General features: G+C 44.7%; 18 protein-coding genes. 6 read left to right on the top strand and 12 right to left on the bottom strand.

The genetic code is table 11. The annotated features are described in order from the left end of the window. Positions 1-92: 92 nt before the first annotated feature. Together D8790_RS06010 and rpsO are read right to left on the bottom strand one after the other, a co-directional pair. A complete protein-coding gene (locus tag D8790_RS06010; RefSeq protein ID WP_125387950.1) occupies positions 93-506 on the bottom strand; it encodes a YjdF family protein in 414 nt (137 codons plus the stop codon). Positions 507-864: 358 nt separating this feature from the next. Beyond that, entirely contained in the window at positions 865-1,134 is a 270-nt protein-coding gene (rpsO, locus tag D8790_RS06015; RefSeq protein ID WP_001018251.1) for a 30S ribosomal protein S15, read from the bottom strand. A gap of 273 nt (positions 1,135-1,407) precedes the next feature. On the opposite strand from rpsO, the gene D8790_RS06025 reads away from it, so the two are divergent. The 4 genes from D8790_RS06025 to D8790_RS06040 all read left to right on the top strand — a co-directional run bounded on the left by D8790_RS06025 (position 1,408) and on the right by D8790_RS06040 (position 4,677). After that, positions 1,408-2,334: an aldo/keto reductase gene (locus D8790_RS06025; RefSeq protein ID WP_125387952.1), complete on the top strand. Its 927-nt coding sequence runs from the start codon at positions 1,408-1,410 to the stop codon at positions 2,332-2,334. A gap of 161 nt (positions 2,335-2,495) precedes the next feature. Beyond that, positions 2,496-3,677: an aminoacetone oxidase gene (aao, locus tag D8790_RS06030; RefSeq protein WP_125387953.1), complete on the top strand. Its 1,182-nt coding sequence runs from the start codon at positions 2,496-2,498 to the stop codon at positions 3,675-3,677. 13 nt (positions 3,678-3,690) lie between these two features. Continuing rightward, on the top strand, positions 3,691-4,212 hold the full coding sequence (locus D8790_RS06035; RefSeq protein ID WP_125387954.1) for a DUF1697 domain-containing protein: 522 nt from the start codon (positions 3,691-3,693) through the stop codon (positions 4,210-4,212). A 9-nt stretch (positions 4,213-4,221) separates the two neighbouring features. Beyond that, entirely contained in the window at positions 4,222-4,677 is a 456-nt protein-coding gene (locus tag D8790_RS06040) for an 8-oxo-dGTP diphosphatase (protein ID WP_125387955.1), read from the top strand. Positions 4,678-4,858: 181 nt separating this feature from the next. On the opposite strand, the gene D8790_RS06050 is transcribed toward D8790_RS06040, so the two are convergent. The 7 genes from D8790_RS06050 to tsaB form a co-directional block, all read right to left on the bottom strand. Continuing rightward, the gene (locus D8790_RS06050; RefSeq protein ID WP_125387956.1) at positions 4,859-5,599 is read right to left on the bottom strand and encodes a MerR family transcriptional regulator; all 741 of its coding nucleotides are present in this window, start codon (positions 5,597-5,599) and stop codon (positions 4,859-4,861) included. A gap of 103 nt (positions 5,600-5,702) precedes the next feature. Continuing rightward, complete coding sequence (locus D8790_RS06055; RefSeq protein ID WP_125387957.1) at positions 5,703-6,449, bottom strand: class I SAM-dependent methyltransferase; 747 nt, start codon at positions 6,447-6,449, stop codon at positions 5,703-5,705. A 123-nt stretch (positions 6,450-6,572) separates the two neighbouring features. Then, positions 6,573-6,911, bottom strand: a complete 339-nt coding sequence (locus D8790_RS06060; RefSeq protein WP_125387958.1) for a branched-chain amino acid transport AzlD family protein — start codon at positions 6,909-6,911, stop codon at positions 6,573-6,575. Then, the gene (locus D8790_RS06065) at positions 6,901-7,596 is read right to left on the bottom strand and encodes an AzlC family ABC transporter permease (protein ID WP_125387959.1); all 696 of its coding nucleotides are present in this window, start codon (positions 7,594-7,596) and stop codon (positions 6,901-6,903) included. Before D8790_RS06065 ends, D8790_RS06060 begins: the two co-directional genes overlap by 11 nt. Before the next feature lie 9 nt (positions 7,597-7,605). Beyond that, on the bottom strand, positions 7,606-8,616 hold the full coding sequence (gene tsaD / locus D8790_RS06070) for a tRNA (adenosine(37)-N6)-threonylcarbamoyltransferase complex transferase subunit TsaD (RefSeq protein ID WP_125387960.1): 1,011 nt from the start codon (positions 8,614-8,616) through the stop codon (positions 7,606-7,608). Further along, entirely contained in the window at positions 8,606-9,058 is a 453-nt protein-coding gene (gene rimI / locus D8790_RS06075; protein ID WP_125387961.1) for a ribosomal protein S18-alanine N-acetyltransferase, read from the bottom strand. Before rimI ends, tsaD begins: the two co-directional genes overlap by 11 nt. Beyond that, on the bottom strand, positions 9,055-9,741 hold the full coding sequence (gene tsaB, locus D8790_RS06080; protein ID WP_125388036.1) for a tRNA (adenosine(37)-N6)-threonylcarbamoyltransferase complex dimerization subunit type 1 TsaB: 687 nt from the start codon (positions 9,739-9,741) through the stop codon (positions 9,055-9,057). Before tsaB ends, rimI begins: the two co-directional genes overlap by 4 nt. A gap of 287 nt (positions 9,742-10,028) precedes the next feature. On the opposite strand from tsaB, the gene rpoY reads away from it, so the two are divergent. Next, positions 10,029-10,259: a DNA-directed RNA polymerase subunit epsilon gene (gene rpoY / locus D8790_RS06085; RefSeq protein ID WP_045497905.1), complete on the top strand. Its 231-nt coding sequence runs from the start codon at positions 10,029-10,031 to the stop codon at positions 10,257-10,259. A 3-nt stretch (positions 10,260-10,262) separates the two neighbouring features. Next, positions 10,263-11,945 carry a ribonuclease J1 gene (gene rnjA / locus D8790_RS06090; protein ID WP_048765385.1) on the top strand — a complete coding sequence of 561 codons (1,683 nt, stop codon included), beginning with the start codon at positions 10,263-10,265 and terminating at the stop codon, positions 11,943-11,945. Between the two features lie 28 nt (positions 11,946-11,973). Here the strand turns inward: rnjA and D8790_RS06095 are convergent, their stop codons facing one another. Genes D8790_RS06095 through D8790_RS06105 form a run of 3 tightly spaced genes read right to left on the bottom strand, consistent with a single transcriptional unit; the run spans position 11,974 to position 13,703 of the window. Next, the gene (locus D8790_RS06095; RefSeq protein ID WP_125387962.1) at positions 11,974-12,720 is read right to left on the bottom strand and encodes a DNA alkylation repair protein; all 747 of its coding nucleotides are present in this window, start codon (positions 12,718-12,720) and stop codon (positions 11,974-11,976) included. After that, positions 12,704-13,291, bottom strand: coding sequence for a TetR/AcrR family transcriptional regulator (locus tag D8790_RS06100; RefSeq protein WP_125387963.1), 588 nt, complete (start codon positions 13,289-13,291; stop codon positions 12,704-12,706). The genes D8790_RS06095 and D8790_RS06100 overlap by 17 nt, the downstream gene beginning before the upstream one ends. Next, a complete protein-coding gene (locus D8790_RS06105) occupies positions 13,284-13,703 on the bottom strand; it encodes a VOC family protein (RefSeq protein WP_125387964.1) in 420 nt (139 codons plus the stop codon). The genes D8790_RS06100 and D8790_RS06105 overlap by 8 nt, the downstream gene beginning before the upstream one ends. Positions 13,704-13,706: the final 3 nt, after the last annotated feature.

Below are 13,706 nucleotides of genomic sequence, written 5' to 3' on the forward strand. Positions count from 1 at the left end.
AATTGGTATAGTTTCGAGGCAGGGAAATTTGTTTAAGAAACAAAAAAAGCCTCCCGACAGAAGACTTTTCATAGCAATCAGAAAAACCAGGCTCAATGCCCCTTTTGCTTTTCCAATCGTTTTTGCTGTTTGAGTTCGAATTTCCTTTGCTTAGCCAGTTCTTTCTGCTGCTTGCGCTTGACTTGAGCGATTTGTTTTTGCTCTTCAAATTGTAGCTTCAGCGCTTCCTGAGACTTTGAAGAAAGTGAAGCCATCTGCTCTTTTTTAGCCTGTCTCTGCAGGCGTTTAGGACTGATGGACTTAGTCTTCTCCTTCACTCTGATGCTAGGACTAAACTGCAACCGATGATAATAACGGTCTAGAAAATCCAACAATTCCTGCGTACTAGGCTCTGCACCAAAGGTGACTCGGCAAACTCTATAAGATTGAGCATGTTCCTGCTCAAAAAGACCGTGCCAAAATCCCTCTTCAAAATAAACTGTCAGCGTCATTGAAATCCTATCCATGACAGCACCTCCTTAAAAAAATCCCTAAGAATGGACAACCAAGGAGGAAGGTTACTGACAAAAATGGATTTTTTGCGTCTGGACTACCAACCAGAACTGTGTTTTTATCTTAGTAGCTACAGTTTAGCAAGATTTTCTAAAAAATTCAAGGAGAGCTAAAAATTGTACTGATCGAAGACAAAGTAAGGATAACGAAAAACCTATAAAGTCAGAGAGCTAACTTGAGCTCAGACTAAAATTCTAGTGAAAATAAAAAAGCCCTCTGAGATCAGAGAGCTTTATTCTTGCTAGATAAAACGTTCATAGACTAGGCGACGAGACGAAGTCAACGAAGTATAGAAACGTTTTAAACGCAAGATTAGCGACGAAGTCCAAGAGAGTTGATCAACTCACGGTAACGGTTAACATCGTTTTTACGCAAGTATGCAAGCAAGTTACGACGGCGACCGATTTTCTTCATCAAACCACGGTAAGTAGCGTGGTCTTTTTTGTGTTGTTTGATGTGTTCGTTAAGGTGGTTGATTTCCCAAGTAAGGACAGCAACTTGAACCTCTACTGAACCTGTATCACCTTCGTGACGTGCATATTGTGCAATGATTTCATTTTTTTTCTCTTTTGAGATTGCCATGATAAGCTCCTTTTCTTTACGCTTCATCCGAGTGACAGGCTTGGCAATTCCTGCAACCAAGAAGAAGTTATTTGTCTTTAAGACATTCTTATTCTATCAGGAAGCCAAGTTTTTGTCAAATCTTCTACTTTTCCGACAAAGTCAGCCAAATTTCATTAGCCAAAACGAGAATTTTCTACACATTTTCTCCAAAGTTCGATCTAGCTAGTCGTTTTTGACTTTGGAGCGGGTTTAGCTTATACTGGGAGTAAGATGACACGAGGAGAAGAGCTTATGAAATATCTTGAATTTGGGGAAAGCAAGAGGGAAATTTCCCAGATTATCATAGGGCTGATGCGAATTGCCCAAATGACACCCAAAGAGGTGGAAGAACTGGTCGAAACAGCCTTGTCAGTCGGAATCAATGCTTTTGACTTAGCCGATATCTACGGTAGAGGCAAGTGCGAAGAAATTCTGGGACAAGTGCTTAAAAATCGACCTGACCTGCGGGCTAAGATGTGGATTCAGTCCAAGGTGGGGATCCGCATAGAAGAATTCACCTACTTTGACTTTTCCAAAGACTATATCCTAGAGGCAACAAACGGTATTTTACAGCGCTTAGGCGTGGATCATCTGGACTCTCTGCTATTGCATCGACCAGATGCCCTGATGGAGCCCAGTGAAATCGCTGAAGCTTTTGATCTGCTCAAATCTCAAGGAAAGGTCCTTGATTTTGGAGTGTCCAACCAGAATCCTATGATGATGGAGCTACTCAAAAAAGAGATCAAGCAGCCTTTGGTGGCAAATCAGCTCCAATTGAGCGCAGCTTTTTCACCTGCCTTTGAATCTGGCTTCCACGTCAACATGGAGGGAACAGCCGCAAATATGCGCGACGGTAGCATTTTCGAATACTGCCGCCTCAACGACGTCGTGATTCAGGCCTGGTCTGTCCTCCAGCATGGCTATTTTGAAGGCGTTTTTGTCGGTTCGGATAAATACTCCAAGCTCAATGCCGTCTTAAACCGACTGGCCGATAAATACCAAATATCACCATCGGCAGTGGCTATTGCTTGGGTGCTACGCTATCCAGCCCACATGCAGGCGGTCATCGGCACGACCAAGGCTAGCCGCATCATCGAATCATCCAAGGCGACAGATATTGAACTGACTAGAAAAGAATGGTACGAAATCTATTGGGCCTCTGGAAAAGATCTTCCTTAAAAAATGAGCCTAAAATCCGATTAATTTTCTACCAAGATGCTAGCTGAAGAACTGTTTAAAAATCTGACCAAGGCATGTCCACTGTATAGCTTAAAGGGCAAATCACCTTGCGCAAGATTAACTACCATATAAAATTCCTATTTTACGAAAGGAAAAAACAAATGAACCATTTCGACACAATCATCATCGGCGGAGGACCGGCCGGCATGATGGCTGCCATTTCCAGTTCTTTCTACGGGCAGAAGACCCTGCTTCTTGAGAAAAATAAACGACTGGGCAAGAAACTAGCTGGTACAGGCGGCGGACGCTGCAATGTGACCAATAACGGAAACCTAGATGACCTCATGGCCGGTATTCCGGGCAACGGACGCTTTCTTTACAGCGTCTTTTCCCAGTTTGACAACCATGATATCATCAACTTCTTTACAGAGAACGGTGTCAAACTCAAGGTTGAGGACCATGGCCGTGTTTTCCCAGCGACAGACAAGTCCCGTACCATTATCGAAGCTTTGGAAAATAAAATTGCAGAGTTGGGTGGCACTGTCATCACCAATACTGAAATCGTCTCCGTCAAAAAATCTGATGAGCTTTTCACTGTCAGATCCAGCGACCAGACTTGGACCTGCCAGAAATTGATTGTGACAACTGGCGGCAAGTCCTACCCTTCAACTGGCTCGACTGGTTTTGGCCATGATATTGCCCGACACTTTAAGCACACTGTGACCGACTTGGAAGCAGCCGAAAGTCCACTTCTGACTGACTTTCCTCACAAAGCGCTTCAGGGGATTTCGCTGGACGATGTGACCCTCAGCTATGGAAAGCATGTCATCACCCATGACCTGCTCTTTACCCACTTTGGTTTATCTGGTCCTGCTGCCCTACGCATGTCCAGCTTTGTCAAGGGCGGCGAGACCATCTATCTAGATGTCTTGCCTCAGATGAGTCAGCAGGATTTGGCAGACTTTTTAGAAGAACATCGAGAAAAATCCCTAAAAAATGCTTTAAAAACCTTGTTGCCAGAACGCTTGGCAGAATTTTTTGTTCAAGGATATCCTGAAAAAGTCAAACAACTCAATCTCAGTGAAAAAGAGGCTCTGATCAAACAAATCAAAGAACTGCCCATCCCTGTCACTGGCAAAATGTCTCTTGCCAAGTCCTTTGTTACCAAGGGTGGCATCAGCCTCAAGGAGATCAATCCTAAAACTCTGGAAAGTAAGCTAGTACCTGGACTCCACTTTGCTGGCGAAGTTTTAGACATCAATGCCCACACGGGTGGCTTCAACATCACATCTGCCCTCTGTACTGGCTGGGTGGCAGGCTCAAATCCAATAAGTACCAAATAAGAAAGGAAGTCCTTTGGAACATATTATTTTACTAAGAGGCGTTACTCCTAATGGAAAAAATGCTATCCCGAAAATGTCTTATTTGGTAGATATTTTGACAGAAGCTGGTTTTCAACACGTTCGAACCTATATTCAAAGTGGGAATATCATTCTTGAGAGTGACTTAGCTTTAGAAGAAATACGAGAACGCGTTCATACTTTGATAAAGGAAAAAATTGGGGCCGACTTAAAAATGGTTATTAAGAATAAGAACGATTTTGAAAAGATTGTTCATGACAATCCATTTAAAGAAGACTATCTTCATGATCGTGTGCATGTAATTCTTTATCAAGGTTTTATCCAAAGTCTGCCACTAGAAAAATTGAAAGCTGATTTTGGCGAGGAAGAAATCTGTATAGGCGATCACTGTCTTTACCTCTATCTTCCTAGAACTGCAAAACAAAAAAAGCTCAATACTAACTATCTTGAAAAATTGTTTGGCGTGGATCTGACCATGAGAAAGTTAAACGTAGTGGAAAAGTTACTAACAAAATAGGAGAACAAGATGAACAGATGCGAAACAGTCGAATTCGTCAACATGTGTATGATTTATGACGGAGAAAAAGTTCTGGTCCAAGACCGAGTTAATCCCGACTGGCCCGGTATTACCTTTCCCGGTGGGCATGTAGAACGTGGGGAATCTTTTACCGATGCCGTTATCAGGGAAGTCAAGGAAGAAACTGGACTAACCATATCCAAACCTCAACTTTGTGGTATCAAAGACTGGTACGATGACAAGGATTACCGCTATGTCGTCCTGCTCTACAAGACAGAGCATTATTCCGGTGTGCTGCAATCCTCTGATGAAGGAAAGGTCTGGTGGGAAGATTTGGAAAATCTCTCTCATCTGAAACTTGCAACTGAGGATATGTCAGATATGCTGCGTGTTTTTTTAGAAGACGATTTAAGTGAGTTCTTTTACTATAAAGACGGTGACAACTGGATTTATGACTTGAAGTAAAAAATAGGCTAGGACAAAAGTCCTAGCCTCTCAATTGTCTTTGGATTGTCGAGCAAGACGCAGTGGTTGAGTGGGCTCTACTACGCTGATTTCATCAGCTTTTACAGCCCTACTCAACTGTGCGGAGGTGGGACGACGAAATCGAATTCTAACGAATTACCGATTTCTGTCCCACTCTCATTTATTCTGCATTTGTCCGCACATAAGCAGCAATGACATCTGATGTGTACTGGGCTGTGCCTTGGCCAAATTTGTCGATGTTTTCCTTAAACTCTGGGTTATAGACATAGCCTTTACCGATATGACCGAAGACTTCAATAGAGCAGTCAAAGCCATAAGTACGGATGGCTTGCAAGAGACGCGCTGCCTGCTCTTGATTTTCTGCCGCTTCAACTGGCAAGCCTTGCTGCATATTTTCTGCCAGACTTTGAAAAACTTGATTGAAGGCTGCGACAGATTCTTCTTCCCGTCCATTTTGACGAGTCAGTGCTTCCGACATGACTTCTTGACCATATTCCTCTACAGCCTTTTGGTGGTATTTTTGATTGTCTTCGTAGGTAAAGCCTGCGAATTTTTCTTTCATTGTCATCTTTCTTTCTCCTTTTTCTTCTTGAATGGTTTTTCGCAAGGTGGAAATCAAGGTATCCAAGCGGTCTCTTTCCTGCTGCAAATATTCCAACTGCCTCACCAGATGCGGCAATAAGGCCTGATCGTCCTGACTCAGCAACTCTGCTATTTTCTCCAAAGAAAAGCCCAGATACTTATAGTAAAGGATGACCTGTAGCCGCTCTAGATCAGCTTGACTATACGTTCGGTAGCCATTTTCTGATTTTTGAGGAACCAAAAGACCAATTTTGTCGTAGTGATGCAGGGTTTTGACAGAGACACCCGAAAGCTGCGCAGCTTCTTTGATATGATACATAAAAAACCTCCTTGCCCTTATAGTATAAGCCCTGACCTTAGGGCAGAGTCAAGCTTTTTATGAAATTTTTTTAATCACTTTAAATTTTCCAAAGTAGATAGTATTATTTGCGAGAAACCATGGCAATAAAGCCCAGTTTTTCTTGATTCTTTTGGAACATCTTAAACATCTTCATAAATTGGCCGTAATTTTCTTTCTTGAGGGCATTAAAGCAGATTTTCAGTGTGCCGCCCAGTCCTTCGTCATATATCATCCCTCGAAGACTCATCAAAGTCATTTCACCGACAAAGGTGTCCACACGGTCAAAAGCATGAGAACGTGCCAGCTGAATCCAGGATCCCTCGGTTAGAGGCCCCACATTGACATTAATCGCACGAGATAGCTCTTCTCGGACATTCTCATCTTTTTGCTTGAGCATGACGTCGTGTGTGAGGAGCACTCCACCTGGCTTCAGCACCCGGTAGTACTCATCCATACATTTGGCCTTCCCCTTATCCGTCTGCATGGTCAGCATGGCTTCATTGATAACAATATCAAAAGAATTGTCATCATAAGGCAGCTTCATGGCATTAGCCTGCTCAAATGCGACGAGCTCACCAACACCAGCCTTGTCTCCATTAAGCTTAGCCTGAGCCAGCGCAGCCTTATCCAAATCAACTGCAGTAATCTGGCAGCCATATCTTTTAGCCAGCTCGATCGTTGTGGTTCCCATATTGCAGGCAACCTCTAGAACTTTCTTATCGCTGGAAAACTGCCCCTGCTCAATCAGCCAGTCTGTGGCCAGCTTACCACCGGGACGAAGACGTTTCTTTCCTAATTTTGCTAAAAATTTATGACCCGCTTCTGCCATCTCCAAACCTCCATGATTTTGATTGCTTCCATTATAGCATAAAATATTATATTTTCAGATAATTCTTAGAATTTGACAAAAAAACAGACCGAATCGACTGATTCAATCTGTCTTGTATCTTCTTTACAAGCCAAGAAATCCAGATAGATAGCGTAGCAAGGCCACCAAGACTACACCAAACACAACAGTTGCAATTAAGTTCTTATACTTAAAAGCCACATAAGTCGTCGGAAAAACAGCCAGCAAATCCAGCCATTTAAAACTCGGCAACTGACCCGTTTTAGCATTGGTGACACTGGACAGGATGAGGGCAAAGATGATGGAAACTGGCAGATATTTGAGGAAACGCTCTACCATGGGCGGAAGCCCCTTGTACTTGACTAGGATAAAGGGCAAAACCCGCGGAATCCAAGTGACCAGGGCTGACAAAAGAATGGCCAGCAAAATATACTTACTTATCATCCAAGATCACCCCCACTGTACATCCTAACAAGGTTGCAAAAAGCACCGCCAGCGAATTTTGAAGCAGCATGGTCAGGAGCAAGTAGGCAAGGCCCACTACACCTAAGACTAAAAAGAGCTTCTTTATCTTGACCCGTCGCAGCATGATTGTAAATTGAGAGGAGAAAATACCAATAAACATGGCGACTAGAGCAAAGTCTAGGCCAAAGCTCTCAGGATTGGGCAGAAGGGCGCCGAGGGCAGTTCCTAAAATAGTACCCAAAATCCAAGAAGCATAACTCATGAAATTGTTACCCATCATCCAGCTAGCTGCAATCTCCTCCGTATACACCTGCTCTCCCATCAAGACCCCATAAGATTCATCTGTCAAAAAAGAGCCAATGACAATATTCTGAGCCAAGCTAGACTTACGAAAAAGGGTTGAGGCATGCAGACAGAGCAAAAGATGCCGAATATTTATCAGAAAAACGGTCAGTGCGATAGCCAAGACCGGCGCCTGCTGGGCAAATAAGCCAATCATGGCAAACTGGGCACTGCCTGCATAAACCAGAATACTCATCAGCCCCATCTCCAAGGGATTCATATGAGGTGCCGCCATGATGCCGCAGGCTAGGCCAATCCCAATATAGCCCAGAGCCGTTGGCACTGCCGCTTGTGCCCCCTGTTTAAATGTCTGTCCGCGCATTCTTCTCCTTTACTCCATCGTTTCAAAAGCCAGACTAGGCTTAGCATTCAGGTCTAAACTGGCAAAATTCTCCTTGTTCCACTCACTAACACTGGCATAGGCAATCATTCCTGCATTGTCTCCGCAGAGGCGCAGTGGCGGAATAATCACCTTGACATCCTGAATCTCAGCTGCCAAGCGCTCTCTCAGGCCTTGATTGGCTGCAACACCGCCCGCCACGACCAGAGTCTGGACTGGATATTTTTCCAGCGCTTTCTTAGTCTTGGCCATGAGAATATCCATGACCGCTGCCTGAAAGCTAGCCGAAAGATCTTGATTAGACAAGACTTCTCCCTTTTGCTGGGCATTGTGGTGCAGGTTGATAAAGGCCGACTTGAGACCAGAAAAAGAAAATTCCAGATTGTCTTCCTTAATCATGGCCCGCGGAAAATCATAAATATCCTGTCCCTCATGAGCCAGCTGATCAATCTCCCTACCTGCTGGATAGGTCAGGCCCATGACTCGACCGACCTTATCATAGGCTTCACCGACCGCATCATCGCGAGTTTCCCCCACAATCTTATAGTCACCAGCCTGACTGACATAGACCAACTCAGTATGACCGCCGCTGACCAAAAGGGCCAGCAAGGGAAATTCCAAGGGCTCCACGCTCTGGGCTGCCATCAGGTGCCCGGCCATATGATTGACCGGAATCAAGGGAATATCATGAGCCCAAGCAAAAGACTTGGCCGCTGCCAAGCCGACCAGAAGCGCCCCAACCAGACCAGGACCGTAGGTGACGGCCACCGCTGTGACTTGCTCCTCGCTAATCCCTGCTTCTGCCAAGGCCTCCTCAATGCACACCGTAATGACCTCCACATGGTGACGACTGGCCACTTCTGGTACCACTCCGCCAAAACGCTTGTGGCTCTCAATCTGGCTGGCAATGACATTGCTCAAAAGTTCGGTCTCATTCTTCAGAACCGCCACACTGGTCTCGTCACAAGACGTCTCAAATGCTAAAATATATCTATCTTTCATGGTTCTCTCTTTTCATGACAATCGCATCTTCCACCGGAGCATGGTAGTAGGCCTTCCGCCGCGCGATTTCTTCAAATTTTTCTTTTTTATAAAATAGCAGAGCTGGCTTGTTGGACTCCCTCACTTCGAGGAAAATTTCTTTGTCTGCTGGCAAAAAGTCAAACAAGGCTGTCGCGATTTTCTGTCCCTGATAGCTAGGCAATACAGCAATCTGCAGTACTTCTACTTCAAAGTCTGTCTCCTGCCAGACTAAAAAGCCGACCAGCTGACTCTCATCTTCTACTAGCGCACAGCTATTCACATCCGACCGCAGGACCTCTTCCACTTGGCCTGCGGTCCAAGGACTGACCTCATAAACTGCAAGTAAGAGCTGTTCCAGCTCTTCTGCCAGAACTGCCGCGGCCACATCCGAGCTGTCGCTCCATTTTCTCATCTCAATCATAGGCGCTTAATGTAAGAATCACTGGATTCCTGATGGGTCTTGAGCCAATTTTCCTCGGCCTCTACCCGCTTGAGATAGTTAGGAACAAAGTCATGAATAGACTGGGCTGGCAGGTCTAAACCGATACGACCAATAGCTGCCGCGTCTGGTAAGGTCGGCTGAATGGCAGCTAGAGGAAGAGCCGCTTCAATCTGCTCCGTAAAAGCTGCTGTCTCTCCGACAAAGGTGACTGACTGGTTAGCAGCGACAGCCATTTCTAAAACCTCTGCCAAAGGCAGATAAGCTTCCGACCGCACAGCCTGACCCGACTGGTAAAAGCCAGCATAGACATTGTTGCGGCGGGCATCCATGATGGGAATGACCAAGCCTTCCACCTGCTCTGGGACTAAAGCCAGCAAACTAGACACACCGACCAGCTCAATCTTGAGGGTATGGGCTAGAGTCTTGGCTGTCGCCACCGCAATTCTCAGGCCTGTGTAGCTGCCCGGTCCCTGCGCCACCGCAATCCGATCCAAATCGGCCGGTTTCATATCCAGACTATTCATCAGAAAATCGATAGCCGGCATAAGGGTAATACTATGGTTTTTCTTGATATTGAGCGTCACCTGCCCCAAGGTCTCCTCATTCTCTAAAATTGCTAGAGACAGAGCCTTATTTGACGTATCCATCGCTAAAATGTTCATCATTTTCTTCCTTACTCGAGTGTTTGCTTTTTATTATACTACAAAAGCAGCGACAAGGGTAGAGAGAGGCAGTCATTTGATGACCCAGATTGTCCTCAAAAGCTTTTCTGAAAATCTCCACAAGATTTTCTCGGCTATGTCTTTTACTAAAAGCTGGTTTTATGATATAATTGGTTAGAATTATATCGAATCAAGGTCAATCTACTACTCATAAAACTGAATAAAACAAAACAGCTGATTAGCTGTCGTTTTCTGTAGCTTGATCGTGAAAAATGGAAGGAAATAAAATGATTTACAAAGTTTTTTATCAAGAAACAAAAGAACGCAGCCCACGCCGTGAACAAACACGCGCCCTCTACTTAGATATAGAAGCAACCGATGAATTAGAAGGCCGCATCAAAGCCCGCAAATTGGTCGAAGAAAAGACTCCTTACAATATTGAATTTATCGAACTCTTGTCTGACAAACATTTGGAATACGAAAAAGAGTCAGGCGCCTTCGAATTGACGGAGTTGTAACCTATGGCATATAACTTAAAGAAAGAAGAAGTTGGTGTTTTCGCCATCGGCGGTCTGGGCGAAATCGGTAAAAACACCTACGGAATTGAGTATCAAGATGAGATTATCATTGTCGATGCTGGGATTAAATTTCCCGAAGACGACCTCTTGGGTATCGACTATGTTATCCCCGACTACTCTTATATTGTAGAAAATATCGACCGCGTAAAAGCTGTCCTCATCACCCACGGGCACGAGGACCATATCGGCGGCATTCCTTTCCTGCTCAAGCAAGCCAATGTTCCCATCTATGCCGGCCCTTTGGCTCTGGCTCTCATTCGGGGCAAGCTAGAAGAGCATGGACTTTTGCGGGATGCCAAGCTCTATGAAATCAATCAAAATACAGAGTTGACCTTTAAAAATCTGAAGGCGACTTTCTTCCGCACAACCCACTCTATTCCAGAGCCCTTGGGAATTGTCATCCATACGCCGCAAGGTAAGATTGTCTGTACCGGTGACTTCAAGTTTGACTTTACACCAGTCGGCGAACCAGCAGACTTGCACCGCATGGCCGCTCTGGGCGAGGAAGGCGTCCTCTGCCTCCTGTCCGACTCGACCAATGCTGAAGTTCCGACCTTCACCAATTCCGAAAAAGTGGTCGGACAGTCTATTATGAAGATTATCGAAGGCATACATGGACGGATTATTTTTGCTTCCTTTGCTTCAAACATCTTCCGACTCCAGCAGGCAGCAGAAGCTGCTGTCAAGACAGGGCGCAAAATTGCGGTCTTTGGCCGTTCTATGGAGAAGGCCATTGTCAACGGGATTGAGCTAGGCTACATCAAGGTTCCCAAAGATACCTTCATCGAGCCAAATGAACTCAAGGACTATCCAGCTGGCGAAGTGCTGATTATGTGTACCGGAAGTCAGGGTGAACCCATGGCAGCACTGTCACGGATTGCCAATGGTACCCACCGCCAGGTTCAGCTGCAACCTGGAGATACAGTCATCTTCTCATCTAGCCCGATCCCTGGTAATACGACCAGCGTAAACAAGCTGATTAACATCATTTCCGAGGCTGGTGTAGAAGTCATCCACGGTAAGATTAACAATATCCACACCTCTGGACACGGTGGCCAACAAGAGCAGAAACTCATGCTTCGCTTAATCAAGCCTAAATATTTCATGCCCGTTCATGGTGAATACCGTATGCAAAAAGTCCATGCAGGTCTAGCCGTTGATACCGGAGTACCAAAAGACAATATCTTCATCATGAGCAATGGTGACGTGCTGGCTCTGACAGCTGACTCAGCTCGTATTGCTGGTAGCTTCAACGCTCAAGATATTTATGTTGATGGGAACCGCATTGGTGAAATCGGAGCTGCAGTCCTACGCGACCGTAAAGACCTGTCAGAGGACGGTGTGGTTCTGGCTGTCGCAACAGTTGACTTTGAGTCCAAGATGATTTTAGCCGGTCCAGATATTCTCAGCCGTGGCTTTATCTACATGCGCGAATCAGGTGATCTCATTCGCCAAAGCCAGCGCATCCTCTTCAATGCTATTCGCATTGCACTCAAGAATAAAGATGCCAGCGTCCAATCTGTCAGCGGCGCTATCGTCAACGCCTTGCGTCCTTTCCTCTACGAAAGCACTGAGCGCGAACCGATTATCATTCCGATGGTGCTTACACCAGACGAAGACAACTAAAAAATAAGCTTTGCTAGACTAGCAAAGCTTATTTTTCTGCTTTATTTTTTGTTCGCGAAGCATGCTTGATAATCCAAGCACAACTCGGACTCAGTTCTTCCTCCTGCCAAGTTCCAATCACCCTTTCGAATTTTTCAGGATCTTCTTTATATAAATCATTCAAATTATTGGCGACACTTTTTTGGATTGATTTATCCCTATCATTCTTTAGATTCCTTAAAATAGCGGTAAATTCATCAAAATAATCTAAAACCACAGTCTGTTTCTTAGCCCAGGGCAGACGGATACGCATACACTCGCTGGCTAACCTGCGGACACGCATATTCTCATCTTGGCTCCACTCTAACAGTAAATCCATGGTAGCTTTAGGATAATTAGCCAGCAAGGGCCGCATGGAAAATTCTCCAGTAAATCGCTTGGTTAATTCCTTGCTGAAGGAGGCACTCAACTCGAATTCCTGACCTCCGTAAAGTTCTACGTATTTGCCAATCGGCCACAACCAGTATCCTTCTGAAAACATCCCCAAGCCGCCCTCTAACTCTGGACCAAGTATCTGCTCAAAAACCTTAAGAGAATCAGCATAAGAAAGCGGCAAGCATTCTTTGATACTCCTTGCTAGCAGCTCCTGACGCTGAGTAAATTCCAAAGCCTCTAAGTCGCTTTCAACTAGAGACATAAAATGCTGAGCATCAAATTTATCTGTGACTTCTTGCAAACGACGGCTCAGATCCTCGGCATAAACCAAATCATAATAATCTTTAACCTTTTTCGCCATGATTTTTAAATCCCCTTAACAGACTTCTCACTGCTTCTCTAACTTCTGATTCTTCCTCTTTCTCAGCCAGAAAAAGAGACAACTCATTCAAGGCGCCTGAAATCATATGAACTGCCATATCCAAATCAATATAGATAAGTCTTCCTTCTCTAGATAAAATGTCTAATTGCTCTCTCAAATGAAAGAAAGAATTAGCCTCGTCCTGACGACGCCACTCTTTCCACTCAACGACATTGGGACCATCAAGCAGGAGAATGCGTTTATTTTCGATCAAGGTCGCAAAACGAACAAAAGCAACACAGCCTTCCACCAACTGCTCCCAAGAATCCTGTGCTTCTAGGGCGTTTTTTTCTACATAAGACCCCAGTTCGGATTGAATTTGTGCCAGTACGGCGGTAAATAAAGTCTTCTTATTCCCGAAATGGTGATAAAGTGCGCCTCTTGTCATTCCCAACTCATCTACAATTTCTTCCAAGGAAGTTTCTGCATAACCCTTTAAAGAAAAATGTTTCCGGGCGATAGCTAATATTTTGCTACTTGTCTCTAGGGAAGCCTGCTGCTTTTTATTCATCTTCACTCTCCAAATAATTTGCCGCAAACTCAGCGCTAGGGGGAATGACTTGAATGACATCAACCAAAACAGAACCCGGCGCTTCCACAATGAAATGGCGCTGACCAAAATCTTCACTCTTAATGGGAAGAAGGAACTCCATTTCTCCTTGCTGACGCAATTCTTCATAAAGACAATCCACATTGTCAACTTCGATATTGATGATTAGGCCACTCGCCTTAGACTGGTAAGCTTGTGGCACTGTCCCATGCTTACTATCAATAAAAGCAAGCTCAAAACCACTCTTGATATTCTTTAAACTAATATACCAATCTGAACGGAAGGTTTCCTGAAATTGGAAATGCTCAATAAAAAATTGTGCCGCTTGATGGACATCTTCGCTCATTAAAACGGGATATAAACTGGTAATCACTTG

This window comes from Streptococcus cristatus (assembly GCF_003943535.1).
Lineage (GTDB): Bacteria > Bacillota > Bacilli > Lactobacillales > Streptococcaceae > Streptococcus > Streptococcus cristatus_L.

Coding starts and splice junctions, on each gene's coding strand:
- rimI (WP_125387961.1), bottom strand. CDS start 9,058: ATGATTGAGATGAGAAAATGGAGCGACAGCTCGGATGTGGCCGCGGCA.
- rpoY (WP_045497905.1), top strand. CDS start 10,029: ATGATTTACAAAGTTTTTTATCAAGAAACAAAAGAACGCAGCCCACGC.
- D8790_RS06010 (WP_125387950.1), bottom strand. CDS start 506: ATGGATAGGATTTCAATGACGCTGACAGTTTATTTTGAAGAGGGATTT.
- tsaD (WP_125387960.1), bottom strand. CDS start 8,616: ATGAAAGATAGATATATTTTAGCATTTGAGACGTCTTGTGACGAGACC.
- rnjA (WP_048765385.1), top strand. CDS start 10,263: ATGGCATATAACTTAAAGAAAGAAGAAGTTGGTGTTTTCGCCATCGGC.
- rpsO (WP_001018251.1), bottom strand. CDS start 1,134: ATGGCAATCTCAAAAGAGAAAAAAAATGAAATCATTGCACAATATGCA.
- D8790_RS06065 (WP_125387959.1), bottom strand. CDS start 7,596: ATGCGCGGACAGACATTTAAACAGGGGGCACAAGCGGCAGTGCCAACG.
- D8790_RS06040 (WP_125387955.1), top strand. CDS start 4,222: ATGAACAGATGCGAAACAGTCGAATTCGTCAACATGTGTATGATTTAT.
- D8790_RS06055 (WP_125387957.1), bottom strand. CDS start 6,449: ATGGCAGAAGCGGGTCATAAATTTTTAGCAAAATTAGGAAAGAAACGT.
- D8790_RS06100 (WP_125387963.1), bottom strand. CDS start 13,291: ATGAATAAAAAGCAGCAGGCTTCCCTAGAGACAAGTAGCAAAATATTA.
- aao (WP_125387953.1), top strand. CDS start 2,496: ATGAACCATTTCGACACAATCATCATCGGCGGAGGACCGGCCGGCATG.
- D8790_RS06095 (WP_125387962.1), bottom strand. CDS start 12,720: ATGGCGAAAAAGGTTAAAGATTATTATGATTTGGTTTATGCCGAGGAT.
- D8790_RS06025 (WP_125387952.1), top strand. CDS start 1,408: ATGAAATATCTTGAATTTGGGGAAAGCAAGAGGGAAATTTCCCAGATT.
- D8790_RS06050 (WP_125387956.1), bottom strand. CDS start 5,599: ATGTATCATATCAAAGAAGCTGCGCAGCTTTCGGGTGTCTCTGTCAAA.
- D8790_RS06060 (WP_125387958.1), bottom strand. CDS start 6,911: ATGATAAGTAAGTATATTTTGCTGGCCATTCTTTTGTCAGCCCTGGTC.
- tsaB (WP_125388036.1), bottom strand. CDS start 9,741: ATGAACATTTTAGCGATGGATACGTCAAATAAGGCTCTGTCTCTAGCA.